Genomic DNA, 20,055 nt, shown 5'->3' on the forward strand with positions numbered 1-20,055 from the left:
CTCGGCGAACGCCCGCAGCGCCGGCGGCCCTCTCGATGCCGGGCAGGCACTCCGAAGCCCGCCGGTGAGTCACGAGCCGACGTTGAGCCGGCCGTCCAGCGGGTTCAGCGCTCCCACGGCGGCGGCACCCGCACCGACGCCATCCCCGCCGCCGACGCCGCGGCCACGCCGAGATCGGTGTCCTCGAACACCAGGCAGTCCCCCGGCTCCACGCCGAGCAGCCGCGCGCCCAGCAGGTAGCCCTCCGGGTCGGGCTTCGGGCGGGCGTAGTCCTCCGCGCACACCAGCACCTCGAACCGGTCCAGCAGATCAAGAGCGGTCAGCGACGCCGTCACCGACTCCCGCGTGCTGCCCGACACGACCCCGAACGGCAGCCGCCCGTGCGACTTCTCGATGTGTTCCAGCACCCCCGGCACGGCCATGACCTCACCCAGCATCGCCTGGAACAGCTCCTCACGCCGGGCCGCCACCTCGGCCACCGGCATGCGCAGGCCCTGCCGCTCGTTCAGATCGGCGATGATGTCCACCACCAGGCGGCCGCCCCACCCGTAGAACAGGTCCTCGTCGAACTCCGCACCCCACTCGCCGAGCGCCGCCTGCCAGGCACGATAGTGCGCCGGCATCGAATCGGTGATGGTCCCGTCACAGTCGAACAGGTACGCCTTGAACTCGCCGTCCGGCAGGGGTAGCAGCACCGACGCAGGCTACGTCCTTCCGTGGCACGACCGGCTCACACATGGCAGTTTGGTGACATGGACTACCGCCGTACCTACCGCTCCGCCGCCATCGCCTTCGCCGACCTGGTCTCCCGCATCCCGGCGGGCGCCCTCGACGGTCCCGGTCTCGGCGAATGGACACTGCGTGACCTGCTCGGCCACACCGTGAGTTCGGCGTTGCGCCAGGTCCCCACAGTCCTCGCCGCCCCCGCTCCGCTGAGCCCTCCCGCCGGCTCGTCGAACCCCGCCGGCCCGCTGAGCCCTGCCGCCGACCCGTCGAACTCCGCCGGTGGCTCGCTGAATCCTGCCCTTGATCCGCTGAATGCCGCTTCCAGCTCACTGAACACCGTTTCCAGGCCGCTGAACAACGCCTCTGGCCCGCTGATCACCGCTCCTGAAGGCTATTTCGCCGTCGCCCGTACGGCCCCGCCCGAGATGGTCGCCGCCGCCGTCAAGGCCTCCACCGACGACGCCCGGACCACCGGAGCCGCCCTCGGCGACCAGCCGGCCACCGCGGTCAGCGCCTACATCGGCCGGGCCACCACCGCCCTCGCAGGTGCGGGCGACGACGACCTGGTGGCCACCCCGGCGGGTGGTATGCGGGTCCGTGACTGGCTCCCCACGCGCACCTTCGAACTGGTCGTCCACGGTTCCGACGCCGCCGCGGCCGCTGGACTCCCGATCGACTTCGACCCCGACACCCTCGCCGAAGCCGCCGCCCTCGCCGCCCGCATCGCCGCCGCCACCGGCGACGGCCTCTCTGTGCTGCGGGCCCTCACCGGCCGAGCCACCCTCCCTTCCGCTTTCTCCGTGGTCTAGGCCTCGCGCCCGATACGCCCCGAACAGCCCCAACCGCGCCTGTCCCGTCCTGCCGCCCGCCCTGCCCTGCCACGCGTCCGTCCTAGTGCACGAGTCTCTCCTGGCCGCTATCGGACGGCCGGATGACCGCGGACTGCCATGCGCCGGACGGCCATGCGCCGGGCGGCGATCGTGGGGGCGGCGATGGTGGCGCGCGGCGGCCGCGTCGGACCGGCCGGCGACCTCATCAGCCGTCGCTCCAGCATGCCGCGCGGCCGCTATGGCGTGTCTCAGCGACGGCTCGATGTGGACGGTGGCGGACTGAGTCCGACCGCCGGACCGCCGGACGCCGCACCGCCGGGATTGGGCGGTCGGGCTCGGGGGTGTTGGGTGCGTTACTTGGTGGGGCGGGGTGGATGGCACGAACGCGTGAGTGGGCCATCACCCGCTGTCGCCTACGTTCTGGCGGTACGGCGCGGACATACGGGCCGCCATGGGGAACACGGGGATGAGCATGTTGAAGAAGGCCGTACTTCTCGCCACCGCAGCGCTGACGACGGTCGCCGTCACCGGCTGTACGGGTTCGCCGGATGAGGTGCCGTCTGGGTCGTCGGTGAGCGCGTCGGCACAGCGGTCGGGGGCGGGAACGACGGAGACGGAGGCGGGCCGCGGCGCTGCCCAACCGACTGCAGGCGAGGCGACCGCCGGCGGGGCGACCGCCACTGGGGCGACGGCGACCGGGGCGACCGCGGCCAAACCCTCCCGGACGTCCGATCCGGGCGACGGTGGCGGGGCGAGCGGTGACGCCGGGGACGGCGGGAACTGGTTCAGTGCGCTGAAGCCGTGTCCGCAGGGTCTGCCCACCGAGATTCAGCGACTGGAGCGCGCGGATCTCACCGGTGACGGTGTCGCCGAGGCCCTGGTGGCGCGCAGCTGCGAGCCGGTGACCTCGCGGTGGCCGAGCACCGTGGAGATCTTCGACGGCGCCACGGCGGAGAAGCCGCGCCGGATCGGGGTGCTCCTGGAGGACGCCGGCGCCGGTGATCACCCGTGGTTCACGTCGCTGACGGTGTCCGGCGGCACGGTCGCCGTCAAGGCGCACGGTGTCAGCCCGGGAAGCCCGTTGGCATGCCCGGATCTCAAGCTGACCTACCAGTACCGCTATGAGGGCGGCAAGTTCGCCCGCACCGACCGTGAAGCCACCAAGGCCGCCGACTGCCTCCCGATCGGCTGAGGCCGAGAGGTCAGGGCCAGGGCTGCGGGAGCGGGGGATGCCTCTTGCGTGGGTGCGGGCGCGCGGCTCGTACCGAATAGGAATCATGTCGGTGGTGGGGAATGCTGGACCGTTTGTTCGAGGATCTCGCGGAAGGCGCGGGCGGCCGGTGAGGCCGCGCCGGCCAGGCGCTGCGCGGTGAAGATGGTGCGGCGCGGGGAATCGGCCAGACGCAGCAGGCGGGCGGAGGTCTCGCGGCCCGCCCAGATCAGGTCGGGGATGAGGGCGACGGCGTTGCCGGACTCGACGAGCCGCATGTGGGCCTGCAGGTCGGCGGTCTCGTAGCGGACGTCGGGCTCGAAGCCGGCCCGGCGGCAGAGTTGTTCGGCGAAGTGCCGGGAGGCGGCGCCGCGGGGCTCCATCACCCAGGGCATGTGGCGAGCGGTGTCCAGGGAGTCGACCGGGTGCAGGGAGGCGGCCTCCGACGGCAGGGCGAGGCGGATCGCGTCGGTGGTGAGGTCGTGGCGGTCGAGGCCGGGATGGTGTGGGGCGGCGTGAGCGGGGTACTGCTCAGCGATGACCATGTCGAAGTCCCGGGCCCAGGTCTCGCGTAACGCCTCCTCGGGTTCGCGCTGGACCATCTCCACCCGCACGTCGGGATAGAGCAGGGCCATCGACCGCAAGGTGGCGGGCATGAAGGCGAGAGCCGCGGACTGGAAGACGGCGACCCGGACCCGGCCGGTGACCCGGGTGGCCGCGGCCTGCAACCGGGCTTCGGCGCGTTCCAGGGTGTCGAGGACCTCGGCGACCGACGCGACCAGCACCTCGGCCTGCGGGGTGAGCTGGACCCGGCGGCCGGCCTTGCGCAGCAGCTGGGTGCCGGTCTCCTTCTCCAGCTGGCTGAGCTGCTGGCTCACCGCCGAGGGGGTGAAGTTGAGCGCCTCCGCGACCGCCGCGATCGTGCCGCGGATCGCCAGCTCGCGGAGAAGGATCAGACGACGGATCTCCAGCATCTGGATACGTTAGCTGAAGTTAAGAACACCGCTCATAAAGCATCGCTTTTCCTAACCGGATTCGGGACCGCAGACTGTGGCGGAAAACGGAAGGAGCATCCCGATGTCTGAGATCGCCGAAGAGACGATCGCCCTTGTCCGGCGCTGGCTGCGCGAGGCCGCGGACGTCCCGGTCGGCGGTTCGGCCGCACAGCTCGCCGCTGTGCTGCGGGACCCGCGCGGGCTGGCCTTCACGGTCGGTTTCGTCGACGGGGTGATCCGTCCGGAGGACACGCGAGTCAGCGCCCGGACACTGTCGTCACTGGCCCGGGACGTTCCGGCCTTCCTTCCGGCGCACCTGCGGCTGGCCGTGAAAGCCGGTGGCGTGCTGGCGCCGATCATGCCGAACGTGGTGGTTCCGGTCGCCCGGCGGGCGCTGCGGCACATGGTGGGACACCTCATCGTGGACGCGACCGACGCTCGCCTCGGCCGGGCGATCAAGCGGATCAAGAAGCGGAACGTCCGTCTCAACGTCAACCTGCTCGGTGAGGCCGTCCTCGGGCGCGGCGAGGCGTCGCAGCGTCTGAAGAACACCGAACGGCTGCTCAGCCGGCCGGACGTCGACTACGTGTCGATCAAGGTGTCGTCGGCGGTCGCCCCGCACAACCCGTGGGCGTTCGACGAGGCCGTCGACGAGATCGCCGAGCAGCTCCTGCCGCTGTTCACCCTCGCCGCCGGGACCGGCAAGTTCGTGAACCTCGACATGGAGGAGTACAAGGACCTCGACCTGACGATCGCGGTCTTCACCCGGCTCCTCGACCGCCCCGAGATGCTGAACCTCGAAGCCGGCATCGTGTTGCAGGCCTACCTGCCGGACGCGCTCAGCGCCATGATGCGCCTCCAGGACTGGTCCGCCGCCCGACGCGAGCGCGGCGGCGCCGGCATCAAGGTGCGCCTGGTCAAGGGCGCCAACCTGCCGATGGAACGGGTCGAGGCGGAACTGCACGGCTGGCCCGTCGCCACCTGCGACAGCAAGCAGGCCACCGACACCAACTACAAGCGGGTCCTCGACTACTCCCTGCAGCCTGACCGGATCCGCAACGTCCGGCTCGGCGTCGCCGGCCACAACCTCTTCGACATCGCGTACGCCTGGATCCTCGCCGGACAGCGCGGCGTCCGCGACGGCATCGAGTTCGAGATGCTGCTCGGTATGGCCGAGGGCCAGGCCGAGGCGGTCCGGCGCGAGGTCGGCGGCCTCCTTCTCTACACACCGGTGGTACGCCCGGAGCAGTTCGACGTGGCGATCGCCTACCTGATCCGCCGTCTCGAAGAGGGCGCCAGCCCGGACAACTTCATGTCCGCGGTGTTCGAGCTGCACACCGACTCGTCTCTGTTCGACCGCGAGCGGGAGCGGTTCCTCGCCTCCCTGCGCGACCTCTCCAGTGACGTTCCGGAGCCGAACCGGGTCGCCGACCGGTTCGCCGCCGTCCCGCAGTCCACGGTCGGTCTGTTCGTCAACACCCCCGACACCGACCCGGCCGTCGCCGCCAACCGCGACCGCGTCCGTGCGGTCCTCGGCCGGGTCGCCTCCTCGGACCTCGGCGTCGACGTGCCCCGGATCAGCGACCGCGAACACCTGGACGAAGCCCTGGAGAAGGCCGCCGGCGCCAGCTGGGGCGCCGCCGACCGCCGGGCCGTCCTGCACGCCGTCGGGGCCGCCCTCGAGGAGCACCGTTACACGCTGCTGGAGGTGATGGCCGCCGAAGCCGGCAAGACGGTCGACCAGGCCGACCCCGAGGTGTCCGAGGCGATCGACTTCGCCCATTACTACGCCGAGCGGGCTTTCGACCTGGCCTCGACCGATGGCGCGGTCCCGGTTCCGGCGCGGCTCACCCTGGTCACGCCGCCGTGGAACTTCCCGGTCGCCATTCCGGCCGGCTCGGTGCTGGCCGCCCTGGCCGCCGGCTCGTCCGTGGTCCTCAAACCGGCCGGGCCCGCCGAACGCTGCGGCACCGTGCTCGCCGGCATCATCCGCGACGCCCTGTCCGCGGCCGGCGCCGACCCGAACCTGGTCACCCTGCTGCAGGTCGACGAGGGCGGCCTGGGCCGGGAACTCATCTCCCACCCGCTCGTCGACCGGGTCATCCTGACCGGCGCGTACGAGACGGCCGCACTGTTCCGCTCGTTCCGCGACGACCTGCCGCTGCTCGCCGAGACCAGCGGCAAGAACGCGATCATCGTGACCCCGAGCGCCGACCTGGACCTGGCCGTCAAGGACGTGGTGTCCTCGGCGTTCGGGCACGCCGGCCAGAAGTGCTCGGCCGCCTCCCTGGTCGTGCTCGTGGGCAGCGTGGCCCGCTCGGAGCGGTTCCGCACCCAGCTGCTCGACGCGGTGTCGTCGCTGGAAGTCGGGTACCCGTCCGACCCGCGTACCAAGATGGGCCCCCTCGTCGAGCCGGCCGCCGGCAAACTGCTCGACGGCCTCACCACGCTCGGCGCGGGTGAACGCTGGCTGCTCGAACCCCGCAAACTCGACGACTCGGGCAAGCTGTGGAGCCCCGGCATCCGGGACGGTGTGCGGCCCGGGTCCGACTACCACCGCACCGAGTACTTCGGCCCGATCCTCGGCATCATGACCGCGGACAGTCTCGACGCGGCGATCGACCTCGTCAACGACGTCGACTACGGGCTCACGTCCGGGCTGCACTCGCTGGACGAGGCCGAGATCCGCACCTGGCTGGACCGGGTGCAGGCCGGCAACCTCTACGTCAACCGCGGCATCACCGGCGCCATCGTGCAGCGGCAGCCGTTCGGCGGCTGGAAGCGCTCGGCGGTCGGCCCCGGCACCAAGGCGGGCGGCCCCAACTACCTGGTCGGGCTCACCGGCTGGGAGCCCCGTCCGGCCGTCGCGGGCGCCGACATCAGCCACCCCGCGGTACGGGCCCTGCTCGCCGACGCCCGCTCGCTCGTGGACGCCGAGGCATTCGCCTCCATCGAACGCGCTGCCCGCAGCGACGCCGCCTTCGACTTCCGGAGCCTCGCCGACGTCTCCGGCCTGGAAGCGGAACGCAACGTCTTCCGCTACCTGCCCTGCCCCGTCACCATCCGCCTCGCCGACGGCGGCGCGGTCGCCGACCTGGTCCGGGTCCTCGCGGCGGGACTGCTGGCCGGCGCGGAGATCCAGGTCTCCAGCGCGGCGCCGCTGCCTGAGGGCCTGGACGCCCACTGCGCCGCCCTGACGGTCGAGGACGACGCCACGTTCGCCGGCGGCCTGGCGGCGGGCGGTGCGAGCGGTTCCACGGGTGTCCCCGCGGGGCGCGTCCGTCTCATCGGCGGCGACGCGTCCGCATTGGCCGCCGCCACCGGCGGTCGGCCCGACCTGGCGGTCTGGTCCGGCCCGGTCACCGAATCCGGCCGGGTGGAGCTGCTACCGTTCCTGCGGGAACAGGCGATCAGCATCACCGCCCACCGCTTCGGCAACCCGCTCGCCCTGGCCACCGCGGTCCTCTAGAAGACCGGCCAACAGTGGTACGCCCTCCGCGCTCGGCGTTGCGCGGAGGGCGTACGAGCTTTCGGGTATCAGCCTTCCGCGCCGGCCCTCGCCGCCGTCCCGTCAGGCCTCCCGCACGCGTTCTTTACTTGAAGTCGTCGATTCGAGAGACTGCCGGGATGGGCGAAGTCTTTCCAATGCCGGCCGTGGGTGATCTCTTCACCGACATGCGCGGCGGCGATCGAAGGATGCGAGTCAGCTACCACGAAGGCCGCGGCGCGGTCGTGGTGTCGCTGTGGGCGGACACGGTGTGCAGAGGCACCTTTCAACTCGCCGTCACGGACGTGCCCCGGCTCGTCGCGTTGTTGTCACACGTCGAGCGGTCGGCCGGCACCACGTCGATGCCCGGTCACCACGACGACCTGACGGACGCGGTGACTCCTCAGCCGGTGACGCCGTCGCCGGAACAGACAGGCGACGTGCACAGGACAGCGCTGCCGACCGTCAGAACGCCACGGGTGGCCTGAGGCGAGCACCGGCGCCCGGGCTCGCACGTCTGGAGGCGCGGCGGCCGGGCAGACGTTGCCGCATTACGCTGGGCGGGTGCAGATCGACCTGGTTGCGCTGATCGTTGATGAGTATGACCCCGCGATCGCGTTCTTCACCGACGTGCTCGGCTTCGACCTCGTGGAGGATCTGCCGTCGTCGACGACTGACGGGCGGCCCAAGCGGTGGGTGGTGGTGCGCCCTCCCGGGGCGCAGACCGGGATCCTTCTGGCCCGTGCGGACGGCGAACGCCAGCGGGCCGCTGTCGGTGACCAGGCGGCGGGCCGGGTCGGCTTCTTCCTGCGCGTCGACGACTTCGAAGCCACGTTCGCGCGCATGACCGCCGCCGGAGTCACGTTCGTCCGGGAGCCGCGCGCCGAGCCGTACGGCCGGGTCGCGGTCTTCCTGGATGTCGCCGGTAACCGATGGGATCTCCTCGGGCCCGCTGAGAACGCTTGAGCCCCCGGGCCGGGCTCGCCGTCACCCGGCCGGGCAGGGGGCGTACGCCGGCCGTACGCCGACGGTGAACCGGCAGCCGAAGTTCGGGTCGGCGACCGTGTGGCGGCTGAGGATGGCGTCGCCCCCCGGACGCCGGCCCCGGTCGGTCCAGGTGGTCAGGTCGTCGAAGGCGCGTCGCAGTTCGGGCTGGGTGAACCCGCAGTGGGAGACGTCCCGGACGGCGCGGGAGACGAACAGGTGGGACCGGCCGTTCGTGAACGCCCGGCGGGCGTACTCCTGTTCCATCGAGAACGGGACGAACAGGTCGCCGATGCCGTGCAGGGAGAGCACCGGCACGCTCGGGCGGCCGTCGACCCGCGGCACTCCGGCGAGGCCGGGGTCGGCGACCGCGGTACGGGCGACACGCAGCACGTCCTTGTTGAGCGCACGCTCGGCGGCGGTCGGCCAGAGTCTGTCGGTCGACCGGTAGTACGTGCGGCGGTTGTCGGTCAGGTTGCCGGGGGCGATGCCGGCGGTGCCGCCGCTGAGGCCGGGGTAGAGGCTGAACAGGAACGGCAACCCGCCCTGGCTGGCCGCGTTCCAGTAGGTGAACGCCGCGTCGAAGCCGGGCCGTTCGCCGCCGCTGCGCCGTTCCACGACATCGGACCAGGTGGCGAGGGCGGTGCCGGTGAGCGCGGCCCGGATCTGGCCGACCTGGGCCGCGAATCTGGCCGGGTAGGCGGCGTCGGGCCGCAGCGGGAACTCCAGCTCGACGTCGGCGAGCGCGGCGGCGGTGACGTTGGCGTCGAGGAAGTAGTCGAACAGTTCGGTGTCGCCGAGCACCCCGCAGTACGGCATCGCGCCGGTGAACGACCGCGGGTGTTCCTCGATGGCGACGGCGGTGATGTGCCCGCCCATCGACGCGCCGCTGACATACACCTTCCGCGCGGTTCTGCCGGTGACCTGCCGGAAGACGTCGATCAGCGCGTGCGTGTCGCGGACGCCCTGGCCGACGTCGTACCCGTTGGTGGCGTAGCTGGATGCCGCCCACGCGTACCCGCGGCTGATGTAGTGCTGCCGCAGTTCAGGGTTGCTCACGTAGACGGTGGCGCCGGTGCCCCGGTAGCCGTGCGCGTACACGACCAGCCGCCCGTTCCAACGCTGGGGCACCTCGATGCGGTAGGCCGCGCCGGCTCGGACGCCGGTGTGCACGCGGGCGCCGGGCAGGGCCGTGAACGCGGTCCCGTCGAGGTCGCAGTCCGGGTCGGCGACCAGGTATCCGGGTTTCGTGTCGCTGGGCGCCGGTGGGGTGCACGGGGGCGGGGCCGCCGAGGCGGGTGAACCGGTGAGGATGCCGGCGATCAGCGCGGCGGCGAGCACGGTACGGCGAACGATCATCGCGTTACCTCCCGGTAACATCCAATGTCCGTCATCGATCCGTGTCAAGGACTCCTTTCAGGACCGCCCACTGCAGCAGCATGATGGTCTTGGCGTCGGCGATCTCCCCGGCGTCGACCATCCGCAGGGCCACGTCGATCGGCAGTTCCACCGCCTCGATGTCCTCGCCGTCGGCGGGCAGGCCGCCGCCCGTGCCGGTGCGGGACGCCGGGCTGTACTCGGCGGCGAAGCAGTGCACCCGCTCGGTCACCGATCCCGGGCTGGTCCACACGGCGAAGACCGGCGTCAGCGCGCCGACGGTCACGCCCAGTTCCTCGGCGGCCTCCCGCCGGATCGCCTCGGCCGGGTCGTCGCCGTCGAGCAGGCCCGCCGCGGTCTCCAGGAACAGGCCGTCCGGGTGGCCGTTCACATGGACCGGGTACCGGTACTGCCGGGTGAGCAGCACGGTCCGCCGGGACGGGTCGTAGAGCAGGACGGTCGCTCCGTCTCCGCGGTCGTAGGTCTCCCGTTGTTCGCGGGTCCACGACCCGTCCCGCCGCCGGTAGTCGTAGGTGGTGCGGCGCAGCACATGCCATGCGGCCGCGATCAGCTCCACATCGCGCACGATCACGGACGGGTTTCCGGTGAGGTCGCGGCCGGCCCGGTCCAGGCCGACCCGGCCCCGGGCGTCCGGCATGTCGATCCCGGCGGTCACGCCGGAAACCTGCCCGGCCGGGACTCCACGTTTCCGCGCGATCGTCGGCCGGCGTGGGACCGCGAACAGATCGGGGCCGTCATCGGCGCCGGAGCGGCAGGGCCCGGCGATGAGAGTCATCATGGGCGGTAACCTACCCGGGTAAACGCGCAACAGTCGACAACAATGAGGAGAAACGCGGAATGTTGGCGGCGGAGCGTCGAGACTTCCTTCTGGCCCGGCTCGAGGCCGATGGCAAACTGGTGGCCAAACAGCTCGCCACCGAGCTGGGCGTCGCCGAGGACAGCATCCGCCGCGACCTGCGGGAGATGGCCGCTGCCGGGCTCTGCCTGCGGGTCTACGGTGGCGCGTTGCCGGTCTCCCCGGCCGTCGCCGACTACGCCACCCGCGCCACGGTCGCCACATCCAGCAAGGAGCGCGTCGCCGTCGCGGCCGCAGCCCTGATCCGTCGTGGTCACACCGTGCTGCTCGACGGTGGGACCACGGCGCTCGCCGTCACCGCCGCCCTGCCCCCCGACCTTGAGGCCACGATCGTCACGCACAGCCCGACGGTCGCCGCGGCCCTGGTCAGCCACCCGTGCGTCGACGTCTATGTGCTCGGCGGCCGGCTCTTCAAGCACTCGGCCGTCACCTGTGGCGCCGCGGCGGCCGAGGCGGCGCAAGGCGTGACCGCTGATCTGTTCCTGCTCGGCGTGACCGGCGTGCATCACGAGGCCGGCCTCACCACCGGCGATCCCGACGAGGCCGCGATGAAGCGCACCCTGGCCTCCCGGGCGGCGGAGACCTACGTCCTGGCCAGCAGCGAGAAGATCGGCGCCGCGTCACCGTTCCTGGTCCTGCCGCCCGACCGGGTCACCGCGATCATCACCGACGCGCCGCCGGCCCACCCGGCCCTCACCGGCCTCACGGTCATCCCGGCCTGAGGATCCCCATGTCGTACGCCCGTCCGCAGCCGGCGTGGCTCGCGGCGGGCTGGGTCGGCGCGACTCTCGGCCGACACCCGCCGCCGGGTCATGCATCCATCAAGGTCAGGCCTTGCGCAGGCGCAGCGCGATCGCGTCGCCCTGCCGCACCAGAACAGCCCGGTAACCGGGGGTCTTCACGACCACTCCGGCGAACTGGCCGCGCACCTTGCGGGCTTTGAGCACCGGCACGGGCGAGTCGTACCTGTCCTCCTTGCCCACCTCGATCTCCAGAACCGCGCCGGAGCCGATGACGACCTCGTCGCCCACGGTCAGCGGGGCCGCGCCGTGCGGGCGCACGGTCACCGCGAGGGTGCCGGAGCTGATCCGGGCGGCGCCGCTGACGTGCACTCTCGGCACGGCGAGGCGCAGGGTGCCGCCGCTGACGGTCACGTCGCCGTCGCCGAGGGCCTTCTTGCTCGCGGCGACCAGCGTGCCCTCCGCGATCGTGGTGCCGCCCCGGTAACCGTTGTCACCGGTCAGGGTGAGGGCGCCGGTGCCGAGCTTGATCAGGCCGCCGCGGCCGCCGATGTCGTTGCGCCAGGTGTCGGCGGCGGCGAAGCCACCGGCGGCGGCGTCGAGGGTGACGGCGACGCCGCTGTCGAACGCGCCGTACCCGTCGGCGGCCGCGAACAGGTTGATCCGGCCCCACTGCTCCGGGCCGTCGAGGATCGGGTTGCCGGCGGCCAGTCCGGTGGTCCGCAGGACCTCACGGCGCTGCGCGGCGTCGAGGTAGGGCAGGCGGGTCTCCAGCAGCACCTCGGCACCGGCCGGAACGGTGAACCGGGTGTTCGGGCGGCACGACGGCAGGCCGTACGTCTGCTTCGGCTTGACGATCGCGGCATTGGCGTCACGGTCCACGCCGGAGCGGGCGTAACCGGCGACGTCCGTACCCACCCGGGCCTGGAAGTAGGCGAGGGCCTGGGCCCGCGCCTCGGCCTTGAGTGTGGCGTTCGCCGGGTCGCTGAGAATGGCCGCGGCGAGCGCGGTGCCGAGGACCCGGCCGCCGATCACGTCGACGGGGGAGTGCATGCCGCTGACGATCCGGGTGTGCGCCAGGTCGTACGCCGCCGTCACCATCTCCTGGAACCGTTCCGGCACCGCGTAGGCGAAGGCCAGCGCGGCCATGTACAGCGCGTTGGTGTGGCCGCTGACGTAGCCGCCGTCGTCGGCCGGGACGGTGCCGCGCTGGCGCAGCAGCTGCGGCGTGACGACGACCTCGGAGTCGTAGACGGGGTAGCCGAACTCGTCGACGGCGCCGGTGGGGACGACCTCGCTGTCCTCGGTCATCCGCCACGGGCGCGGGTACTGGAAGGAGAACTTGCTCGGGTTGCCGGACGACCAGTTGCCGCGCACCGTGTTGACCAGCGTGACCACCTTGCCCAGCGGCGAGGAGGGGTTGCCGGCGCCGAGGGTGGAGCCGGCCGGCGATCCGGCCGGGACGGCGTCGCTGACCGTGGTCGCCGGAGTGGTCGCCGGGGCGGTGGTGATGCCGGTGACGGCGAGCGACCCGGCCTTGTAGACGTCGGCCAGTGGGCCGAGGCCGGCGATCACCGAGTGGCTCTGGTGCTGGCGGTCGACGACGAACGACCGAGCGGCCTCGGCGGCGGTGCGGTTACGCGTGGTCTTGACCACGTAGCGGACGTTGGCCCGCAAGAACGCCTCGTCCAGGACGGTGCCGGTGTTCCAGGCGGCGCCGGTGCCCCACACGCGGGCGAAGCCGGAGAGGATCCGCACGGCGGCGTTGCTCTCGGCGGTCAGGTTCGCCGTGGTGTTCGTCTTGTAGCTGTCGATGAAGGCCGCGGCGGTCGTGCCGGCCGCGGAGACCGCGGAGGCGGGGGAGGAGAGCAGCGGCGCGGCGACCACGCCGGCGGCTCCGGCGGCGCGAAGCAGGCTGCGGCGGCTGACGTTCACGAAGACTCCATCGACAAAGGGGCAAGATCGCGGCCCAGCCTCGGTGGATCAGACGACCGATGATCGAACGTCCGCCGGTGTGAACGTGAACAAAGATCGAATGTGGCAGGAGGGAGTACCGATTCGCGGCCATCCATGGTTACCTGCCGGTGGCCGTCCCCTCCTCGCCGGAAGGCATCCCCCTATGAAACGTGCTCTCGTGGCGTTCGCCGCCCTGCTCGGATCGATCCTCGTGGCACCCACGCCGGCCCTCGCGGCCGGCGGAGGTTTCTCCGTCCTCACCTACAACGTCGCGGGACTCCCCGAGCTCATCTCCAGCGCCGAGACCGATCGCAAGACCGCGCACACCGCGATCGGCCAGCGACTCGGCCCCTACGACGTCGTCCACGTGCAGGAGGACTTCAACTACCACGCCCACCTCTACGCGGCCGACACCACGCACGCCCACCGCACCCCCACCAGCGGCGGCGCGGGCATCGGCTCCGGCCTCAACAGCCTGTCGAAATACGCCTACGACGGCGACGACTTCGAACGCGGCGACTGGAACTCCTGCCAGTTCGACTCCGGTGACTGCCTGACCCCCAAGGGCTTCACCTTCGCCCGGCACCGGCTCGCCGAAGGCGTCTACGTCGACTTCTACAATCTGCACACCAACGCGGGCACCAGCGCCGGCGACCAGCAGTCCCGGGCCGACAACCTGGCCCAGTTGACCGCGTTCATCGCCTCCCACTCGGCCGGCAACGCCGTGATCGTCATGGGCGACACGAACACCCGTTACACCCGGGCGGCCGACACGATCCGTGGTTTCGTCGCGGCGAACGGCCTCACCGACGCCTGGGTGAAGCTGGAGCGCGGCGGCACCCCGCCGGCCGCCGGGGCGGATGCCCTGGTCTGCGACAAGGCCGCGGTCACCGACGCCTGTGAGGTCGTCGACAAGATCCTCTACCGGGGCAGCCGGTTCGTCACGCTGAACGCGACCGGCTACCACAACGAGGACGCCGGTTTCCGCACCGCCGACGGGCTGATGCTCTCCGACCACTTCCCGATCAGCACGTCGTTCACCTGGTCGACGAACCCGGCGTACGAGTTCAGTGAGCAGTTCGGCGGCCCGCACGGCAGCTACTACAACGACATCGACGCCGTGTCCGGCAAGCCGGCCACGGTCGGGGTGCGTGCCGGCTCCCGGGTGGACCAGGTCAGTCTCGGATCCCTGGCACACGGCGGCGCCGGCGGAACCGCGAAGTCGCTCACGCTGGGCGGCAACGAGTACGTCACGAGCGCGAAGCTGTGCCGGGCGCAGCACAACGGGCACACCCGCATCTTCTACGCCCGGTTCACCACCAACCTGGGCAACAGCGTCGCCGGCGGAACCACCACGCCGGACTGCGTGACCAGGACGGCTCCGGCCGGCTTCCAGATCGCCGGCTTCCACGGGCGCTCCGGGTCGGCGGTGGACAAGGTCGGCTTCATCTATTCGCGCCGCTGACTCGTACGTCTCATTTCCGCGTTCGGCGGCGCCCGGGCGGGTACCCGGGTGCCGCCGTACTCAGCGCGGGAGGCGCACATGGACCAGAACGCCGTCCAATCCCAGCAGATCCACCGCCGGCTGTGGCCGCGGGTCTTCCTCACCGGCCTGGGTCTGTGGCGCTGTTCTTCTACGGCGTCGGCCTGATCGAGGAGGCCGCGAACTGGCCGTCCTCGCCTTCCTCTGCCGCCGCCCGCAGCACAAGTACGCCGTCGACGGCGTGATCCTCGGCGCCTCCGTCGGCTTCGGGTTCGCCGCCTTCGAGTCCGCCGGTTACGCGTTCACCGCGCTCTTCACCCAGCAGGGCCTGTGGCCGCGCTGCACGCTCTCGGGGAGGCCTGGCAGAGCATCGCGCAGGTGATCACCGACGTCGCGAGGGACCCGCACCTGTTCACGGTCCTCTCCTGGGGCGGCCTGGTCGTGGTCTCCCTGGCCGGCATCGCCTGGCTGCTCCCCGTCCGCAGGCACGCCGACCGCGAGCCGCCGCACCCACTGTGGCGGATCCCGGTCACCAGGTGAAGGCCAGGGTCGCGGAACTGGACGGTGACACGCCGGGTGGGGCGTTCGTACCGTGCGAGTCGTGCACTCACCTCTCGCCGACGACCTGGCCACCTTGCCGCACCTTCTGCAGACCGTCCGCGACTACGCGGTCTCCGTCCTGGACGGCCTCGGCGAGCGCCCGGTCGCGCCGCCTCCGGTGGCCGTCCCCGCCGCCCCGCTTCCCGCCGCGGGGGCCGGCACGGCGGGGGCGCTCGCCGCGTTCCAGCAGCGCTGGGCGCCCGGCTTCTCCGGCAGCGCCGGTCCCCGGTACCTCGGCTTCGTCACCGGCGGCACCACACCGGCCGCGCTCGCCGGTGACTGGCTGACCGGCGTCTTCGACCAGAACGGCTCGAACCGCTCCGGCTCGTCGGCCGCCGATCTGGAGAAGGAGACGGTGGCATGGCTCGGCGAGATGTTCGGGCTCGGCCCCGGCCACACCGGCGCCTTCGTCAGCGGAGCGACCATGTCGAACCTGGTCGGCCTGGCGATCGGCCGGGAGTGGATCGGCAGGCGCCTCGGCGTCGACGTCGCCCGGCAGGGCCTCGCCGCCCTCGGCCCGATCACCGTTCTGTCCGGGACCGCCCACTCCAGCGTCTACAAGGCCCTGTCGATCCTCGGCGCAGGGCGCGACGCCCTACGGCCGGTGGCCACGCTGCCGGACCGTGAGGCGGTGGACGTGGCGGCGCTGGCCGAAGCCCTGGAAGCGCTCGACGGCCGGCCGGCGATCGTGGTCGCCAACGCCGGAACGGTCAACACGGTCGACTTCGACGACCTGCGGGCGATCCTCGCGCTGCGCGAGCGGTACCCGTTCTGGCTGCACGCCGACGCGGCCTTCGGCGGGTTCGCCGCCCTCTCACCCGAGCACGCCCACCTGGTCGACGGACTCGCCGAGGCCGACTCCGTCTGCGTCGACCTGCACAAATGGCTGAACGTGCCCTACGACGCGGCCGTCCAGTTCACCCGGCGCCGCGACCTGCAGGTCGACGTGTTCCAGAACGCGGCCGCCTACCTGCCGGCGGTCTCCGGCGACCCCGATTTCTTCCACCTCACCCCGGAGAACTCCCGGCGCCTGCGGGCCCTCGCCGCGTGGTTCACCCTGGCCGCCTACGGCGTGGCCGGTCACCGCGAGATCGTCACCCGCGCGATCGCCGCGGCCCACCGGCTCGGCGAGCGCCTCACGGCGATCCCCGGAGTCCGGCTGCTCGCTCCGGTACGGCTGAACGTCGTCTGTTTCAGCGTCCCCGGTGATCTTCCGGCGGTGGTCCGGGCGATAGCCGACTCCGGTGAGGCCTTCCTGACCCCGACGGTCTACCAGGGGAGTCCAGCTCTACGGGCCGCGTTCAGCAACTGGCGCACCGCCGAGTCCGACGCCGACCGCGTCGCCGGCCTCCTGCACAAGCTCCTCACGTCCTGACGCCCCGCGCACTCCGGGCCGGAGCTGATGCTCCGGCCCGGAGGGGCAGACGGTCGCGCGGCGGCCGGGGGACGGTGTCGGCCGCGGTTGGGGGACAACTGGTGCGCGTACCGCTGCGGATGGGAAGGCGAGGCGCCGGCCCGGGGAGCCGCCGGGAGGTAGGGGTGGCTCCCCGCCTTCGGGTGACGGGGAGCCGGTGGAAGGTCAGGCGGTGATGTTCCACTGTTGGCAGGCGTTGCCCAGCGACGCCCACTGCCGCACCGCGGCGCCGTCGGCGGCGGCGCAGTCGGCGACGTCGAGGACCATGCCGTTGCCCCGGTTGGCGATCAGATAACCGCCGTTGACTCCGGTGACACTCCATTCCTGACAGGCGTTGCCGAGGTTGGCCCACAGGTTGAGGGCGGTGCCGTTGGCGGTGCCGCAGTTGACCGAGTCGAGGACGGTGCCGCTGTTGGCGTTGGTGATCCGGTAGTAGTTGCTGGTCGTCTTGGTGAACGTCCATTGCTGGCAGGCGTTGCCGAGCGGGGTCCACTGCTGGATCGCGGTCCCGTTGGCGGTGGCGCAGTTCTTCGCGTCGAGGACCTTGCCGCTGGCCTGGTTGACGAGGCGGTACCGGGTGCCGGCGGCCGGGAAGGAGACCGTGCCGCCCGGGTCGCCGGACGGGGCCGTCAGCGTGGTGGAGAGCTTGTCGGGCGTACCCAGGTTGGGGGTGCCGTCGCTGTTGAAGGTGACCTTCTTGAGCCGGGTGGTGCGGGTCGCGCCGCAGCCTTGCGCGGTGGTCTCGTTGGCGTGGTAGGCCATCCATGTCTCGGTGCCGTCGGGCGAGGTGAAGAACGAGTGGTGGCCGGGGCCGTAGGCGCTGTTGGCGTCGGAGCGCTGGAAGATCGGGGTGCTCTTCTTGGTCCACGCCGAGGCGGAGAGCGGGTTGGCGCCGGTCAGGGTGAGCATGCCGATCTTGTAGTCGGGGGTGTTACAGGAGCTGGCCGAGAAGGTGAGGTAGGTGACGCCGTTGCGCTGCACCACGTAGGGGCCTTCCTCGGTGTTGCCGCCGACCTTCTCCCAGTCGTAGGTGGGGTACGAGATCCGCGTCCCGTAGGCCGACGCCGTCCACGGGTTGCTCATCGGGGCGATGAACAGGCTCTGCAGATCACCCACCCATGACGAGTACAGGAAGTAGTTGGCCCCGTTGATGGTGGCGACCGCGCCGTCGATCGCCCAGCCGTTGTTGGCCTGGAGGTTGAGCTGGCCCTTGAAGGTGTACGGGCCCATCGGGTTGTCGCCGGAGCTCTCCAGCACGAAGGACCGTTGACCGTCACAGCAGGCCGTGGTGCCGGCGCTGTAGTACAGGTACCAGCGGTAGCCGTTCGGCCCGTTCAGGCGGTGCATCGACGGCGCCCACACGTTGCAGCAGCTCGCGGCCGCCGTGCCGGTGTAGACGACGGACTCGGCCGCGCCGGGGAGCGCGGCCACCGAGGTCGCCCGCTTGATGACGATCTGCGAGTTCCAGGTCGTCGCGGCCAGGTAGTAGTAGCCGTTGTGGTAGCCCATCCAGGGGTCTGCGCCGTACGGGGCCGACGCGACCGGGTTGGTGAAGGTGGCGGCGGCGCGGGCCGGAGCCGCCGACCGTGCCTGGACGGCGACGGCGACGGCGAACAGCAGCAGGAGGACGGCGGCGACGGATTTCAGGCGGGCAAGAGACATGGCAGTCCCTCCGGGGGAAGCGCACGAGACGGTGGCGAGCGGGGCGCCCGTCGGTGGCCGGGCGCTGGGCGTCCGTCCGGAGACGATGGGGGAAGGACGGACGGTGGCTCACGTGTTGCCAGTATGTTAACGATCACAATATCGGTGTCAAGAGCGCCGGGTGAGGCCGCTGGCTGCAGCTGTGCGGGGCGCGGGAACATCGGGAGGCGCATCCCGGTGCGCGCGGGGGACGGCTGGGTCCTTCCCATCTCAGCGTGACAGGGCGGGTACTATCGGCGTCTTGCGGCCGGCGTCGTTGATCGATGCCGGTGCACCAGCGTCAAGCAGCGGCGCGGGTCCGAGGGCCGTCCGGCCCTCGGGCATCGACCACGAATCGAAGGCACGGTCACCCCGCGTGGCCCGTGCACCGCTGCGGGGATCCTCAGACGTTGATGGCGCACGACCCGACTGGAGCAACGGCCGCATTCGCGGAGCTCGGTCATATAAAGCTGGATGAAACCGACCTCGACGGTGTCCTCAACCAGGTCACCGACCTGGCCCGGCGAACCCTTCCGGGAGCGGCGCAGGTCTCGATCACCCTGCTCCGGGACCGGGGCGCGGTCACCGCGGCACACACCGGGGCGATCGCCTTGCGGCTCGACGAGCTGCAGTACGAACGTGGCACCGGCCCGTGCCTGGAGGCGGCCGAGGCGAAGGCCGTGGTCGAGGTGCCGGACACCGCTGCCGACGGGCGCTGGGAGGGCTGGGGCGCCGAGGCGGCGCTGGCCGGCATGGGCAGCGTGCTGTCGCTCGGCCTGCCGATCCGGGACGACGTGAGCGGCGCCCTCAACGTCTACGGCGCGGACGCGCGCGCCTTCGACGACTGCACGGTGACGCTGGCGCAGACCCTCGGCGGGTACGCGTCGGTCGCCCTCGGCAACGTGCACCTCTACGGCGTCACGGCCGGCTTGGCCCGGGACATGCGGGCCGCGATGGAGAGCCGCGCGGTGATCGAGCAGGCCAAGGGCATCATCATGGGCGAGCGGCGGTGTACGCCCGACGAGGCGTTCGCCATCCTGGCCAAGCTCTCCCAGGACACCAACCGCAAGCTGCGCGACGTCGCCGTCGCCCTGGTCGAGGGCACCCAGCGCGGTTAGGCGGTCACGTCCAGCCGGCCGTTTCCGCCGCCGTGCCGGTCGAGGTGCCGCAACGCCGGTTCCAGGTACCCGGCGATCGGGTTGCGGCCGGTCGGGCTCTGGTCGTACCGCCGGAAGAGGTCTTTGAGATAGGCCGCGGTGATCTCCTGGGCTGGGCCCAGCCTCCCGGTCGCCCGGTCCGCGGCGATCGCCGTCGCCAGTGAGTTGATCCATCCCGCGTTCGCCTCGCCGGGCCGGATGTTCTGCCCGGTGGCCTGGTAGATGAGTTCGCGGTCGCGGTCGGTGAGGGAGGCGGTGGCCTCGCGGACGTTCTGCCCGCGGTCCCGCGAGAGTGGCCGGCTCGTGGTGACCAGCGGGGCGACGGCGGAGCGGTTGGGGTTCAACCGGGGAATGGACATGGCGGCAGGACCTCCGGCCGGGAGCATTCGACGTTTTCCAGATCGGTGCGCCCCGGTTGCGGCTGAGGGGTTTTCCGAGCCGGCGGAGCGCTGCGATTTCATCATGTGTTGAGTTACGCCCTTCCGGCCCACGGGAAACTCATCTAGCGTTGATTTCAACACTCGATGAGTTTTTTGGAG

Annotated in this window: 18 protein-coding genes; 11 read left to right on the forward strand and 7 right to left on the reverse strand. The window is 71.5% G+C overall.

Going from position 1 to position 20,055, the window contains the following annotated elements:
- Positions 1–104: 104 nt before the first annotated feature.
- Complete coding sequence (locus tag QLQ12_RS20470) at positions 105–695, reverse strand: HAD family hydrolase (RefSeq protein ID WP_282761827.1); 591 nt, start codon at positions 693–695, stop codon at positions 105–107.
- Positions 696–752: 57 nt separating this feature from the next.
- Here QLQ12_RS20470 and QLQ12_RS20475 point away from each other — a divergent pair, with 57 nt between their 5' ends.
- Positions 753–1,535: a maleylpyruvate isomerase N-terminal domain-containing protein gene (locus QLQ12_RS20475; protein ID WP_282761828.1), complete on the forward strand. Its 783-nt coding sequence runs from the start codon at positions 753–755 to the stop codon at positions 1,533–1,535.
- 487 nt (positions 1,536–2,022) lie between these two features.
- Positions 2,023–2,748 carry a hypothetical protein gene (locus QLQ12_RS20480; RefSeq protein WP_282761829.1) on the forward strand — a complete coding sequence of 242 codons (726 nt, stop codon included), beginning with the start codon at positions 2,023–2,025 and terminating at the stop codon, positions 2,746–2,748.
- Positions 2,749–2,831: 83 nt separating this feature from the next.
- Here the strand turns inward: QLQ12_RS20480 and QLQ12_RS20485 are convergent, their stop codons facing one another.
- Positions 2,832–3,740, reverse strand: a complete 909-nt coding sequence (locus tag QLQ12_RS20485) for a LysR family transcriptional regulator (protein WP_282761830.1) — start codon at positions 3,738–3,740, stop codon at positions 2,832–2,834.
- Between the two features lie 103 nt (positions 3,741–3,843).
- Here QLQ12_RS20485 and QLQ12_RS20490 point away from each other — a divergent pair, with 103 nt between their 5' ends.
- The 3 genes from QLQ12_RS20490 to QLQ12_RS20500 all read left to right on the forward strand — a co-directional run bounded on the left by QLQ12_RS20490 (position 3,844) and on the right by QLQ12_RS20500 (position 8,214).
- Positions 3,844–7,230 (forward strand): bifunctional proline dehydrogenase/L-glutamate gamma-semialdehyde dehydrogenase, encoded by a 3,387-nt coding sequence (locus QLQ12_RS20490; RefSeq protein WP_282761831.1) that lies wholly within the window; start codon positions 3,844–3,846, stop codon positions 7,228–7,230.
- A gap of 185 nt (positions 7,231–7,415) precedes the next feature.
- Positions 7,416–7,736 carry a hypothetical protein gene (locus QLQ12_RS20495; protein WP_282761832.1) on the forward strand — a complete coding sequence of 107 codons (321 nt, stop codon included), beginning with the start codon at positions 7,416–7,418 and terminating at the stop codon, positions 7,734–7,736.
- Between the two features lie 76 nt (positions 7,737–7,812).
- The gene (locus QLQ12_RS20500) at positions 7,813–8,214 is read left to right on the forward strand and encodes a VOC family protein (protein WP_282761833.1); all 402 of its coding nucleotides are present in this window, start codon (positions 7,813–7,815) and stop codon (positions 8,212–8,214) included.
- Positions 8,215–8,235: 21 nt separating this feature from the next.
- Here QLQ12_RS20500 and QLQ12_RS20505 read toward each other — a convergent pair whose 3' ends face one another.
- Both QLQ12_RS20505 and QLQ12_RS20510 read right to left on the reverse strand, forming a co-directional pair.
- Complete coding sequence (locus QLQ12_RS20505) at positions 8,236–9,591, reverse strand: alpha/beta hydrolase family protein (protein WP_282761834.1); 1,356 nt, start codon at positions 9,589–9,591, stop codon at positions 8,236–8,238.
- Positions 9,592–9,622: 31 nt separating this feature from the next.
- Positions 9,623–10,408 carry an NUDIX domain-containing protein gene (locus QLQ12_RS20510; protein WP_282761835.1) on the reverse strand — a complete coding sequence of 262 codons (786 nt, stop codon included), beginning with the start codon at positions 10,406–10,408 and terminating at the stop codon, positions 9,623–9,625.
- 59 nt (positions 10,409–10,467) lie between these two features.
- Here QLQ12_RS20510 and QLQ12_RS20515 point away from each other — a divergent pair, with 59 nt between their 5' ends.
- Complete coding sequence (locus QLQ12_RS20515) at positions 10,468–11,208, forward strand: DeoR/GlpR family DNA-binding transcription regulator (RefSeq protein ID WP_282761836.1); 741 nt, start codon at positions 10,468–10,470, stop codon at positions 11,206–11,208.
- Positions 11,209–11,313: 105 nt separating this feature from the next.
- Here the strand turns inward: QLQ12_RS20515 and QLQ12_RS20520 are convergent, their stop codons facing one another.
- On the reverse strand, positions 11,314–13,161 hold the full coding sequence (locus tag QLQ12_RS20520) for a phosphatase PAP2 family protein (protein WP_282761837.1): 1,848 nt from the start codon (positions 13,159–13,161) through the stop codon (positions 11,314–11,316).
- 184 nt (positions 13,162–13,345) lie between these two features.
- Between QLQ12_RS20520 and QLQ12_RS20525 the strand changes: the two genes are divergently transcribed.
- The 4 genes from QLQ12_RS20525 (at position 13,346) to QLQ12_RS20540 (ending at position 16,640) form a co-directional block, all read left to right on the forward strand.
- Positions 13,346–14,647, forward strand: a complete 1,302-nt coding sequence (locus QLQ12_RS20525) for a jacalin-like lectin (RefSeq protein WP_282761838.1) — start codon at positions 13,346–13,348, stop codon at positions 14,645–14,647.
- A 259-nt stretch (positions 14,648–14,906) separates the two neighbouring features.
- Entirely contained in the window at positions 14,907–15,047 is a 141-nt protein-coding gene (locus QLQ12_RS20530; protein WP_282761839.1) for a hypothetical protein, read from the forward strand.
- Entirely contained in the window at positions 14,996–15,205 is a 210-nt protein-coding gene (locus QLQ12_RS20535) for a hypothetical protein (RefSeq protein WP_282762019.1), read from the forward strand. The genes QLQ12_RS20530 and QLQ12_RS20535 overlap by 52 nt, the downstream gene beginning before the upstream one ends.
- Before the next feature lie 61 nt (positions 15,206–15,266).
- On the forward strand, positions 15,267–16,640 hold the full coding sequence (locus QLQ12_RS20540; RefSeq protein WP_282761840.1) for a pyridoxal phosphate-dependent decarboxylase family protein: 1,374 nt from the start codon (positions 15,267–15,269) through the stop codon (positions 16,638–16,640).
- 204 nt (positions 16,641–16,844) lie between these two features.
- Here QLQ12_RS20540 and QLQ12_RS20545 read toward each other — a convergent pair whose 3' ends face one another.
- Positions 16,845–18,341 (reverse strand): family 43 glycosylhydrolase, encoded by a 1,497-nt coding sequence (locus tag QLQ12_RS20545; protein WP_282761841.1) that lies wholly within the window; start codon positions 18,339–18,341, stop codon positions 16,845–16,847.
- Between the two features lie 431 nt (positions 18,342–18,772).
- Here QLQ12_RS20545 and QLQ12_RS20550 point away from each other — a divergent pair, with 431 nt between their 5' ends.
- Complete coding sequence (locus QLQ12_RS20550) at positions 18,773–19,477, forward strand: GAF and ANTAR domain-containing protein (protein ID WP_282761842.1); 705 nt, start codon at positions 18,773–18,775, stop codon at positions 19,475–19,477.
- Here QLQ12_RS20550 and QLQ12_RS20555 read toward each other — a convergent pair.
- The gene (locus tag QLQ12_RS20555) at positions 19,474–19,875 is read right to left on the reverse strand and encodes a hypothetical protein (protein WP_282761843.1); all 402 of its coding nucleotides are present in this window, start codon (positions 19,873–19,875) and stop codon (positions 19,474–19,476) included. The genes QLQ12_RS20550 and QLQ12_RS20555 overlap by 4 nt on opposite strands.
- Positions 19,876–20,055 lie beyond the last annotated feature (180 nt).

The organism is Actinoplanes sandaracinus (assembly GCF_030009775.1).
In the GTDB taxonomy this organism is placed as follows: domain Bacteria; phylum Actinomycetota; class Actinomycetes; order Mycobacteriales; family Micromonosporaceae; genus Actinoplanes; species Actinoplanes sandaracinus.

Coding starts and splice junctions, on each gene's coding strand:
- QLQ12_RS20505 (WP_282761834.1), bottom strand. CDS start 9,591: ATGATCGTTCGCCGTACCGTGCTCGCCGCCGCGCTGATCGCCGGCATC.
- QLQ12_RS20490 (WP_282761831.1), top strand. CDS start 3,844: ATGTCTGAGATCGCCGAAGAGACGATCGCCCTTGTCCGGCGCTGGCTG.
- QLQ12_RS20515 (WP_282761836.1), top strand. CDS start 10,468: ATGTTGGCGGCGGAGCGTCGAGACTTCCTTCTGGCCCGGCTCGAGGCC.
- QLQ12_RS20545 (WP_282761841.1), bottom strand. CDS start 18,341: ATGTCTCTTGCCCGCCTGAAATCCGTCGCCGCCGTCCTCCTGCTGCTG.
- QLQ12_RS20555 (WP_282761843.1), bottom strand. CDS start 19,875: ATGTCCATTCCCCGGTTGAACCCCAACCGCTCCGCCGTCGCCCCGCTG.
- QLQ12_RS20480 (WP_282761829.1), top strand. CDS start 2,023: ATGAGCATGTTGAAGAAGGCCGTACTTCTCGCCACCGCAGCGCTGACG.
- QLQ12_RS20475 (WP_282761828.1), top strand. CDS start 753: ATGGACTACCGCCGTACCTACCGCTCCGCCGCCATCGCCTTCGCCGAC.
- QLQ12_RS20550 (WP_282761842.1), top strand. CDS start 18,773: ATGGCGCACGACCCGACTGGAGCAACGGCCGCATTCGCGGAGCTCGGT.
- QLQ12_RS20510 (WP_282761835.1), bottom strand. CDS start 10,408: ATGATGACTCTCATCGCCGGGCCCTGCCGCTCCGGCGCCGATGACGGC.
- QLQ12_RS20485 (WP_282761830.1), bottom strand. CDS start 3,740: ATGCTGGAGATCCGTCGTCTGATCCTTCTCCGCGAGCTGGCGATCCGC.
- QLQ12_RS20525 (WP_282761838.1), top strand. CDS start 13,346: ATGAAACGTGCTCTCGTGGCGTTCGCCGCCCTGCTCGGATCGATCCTC.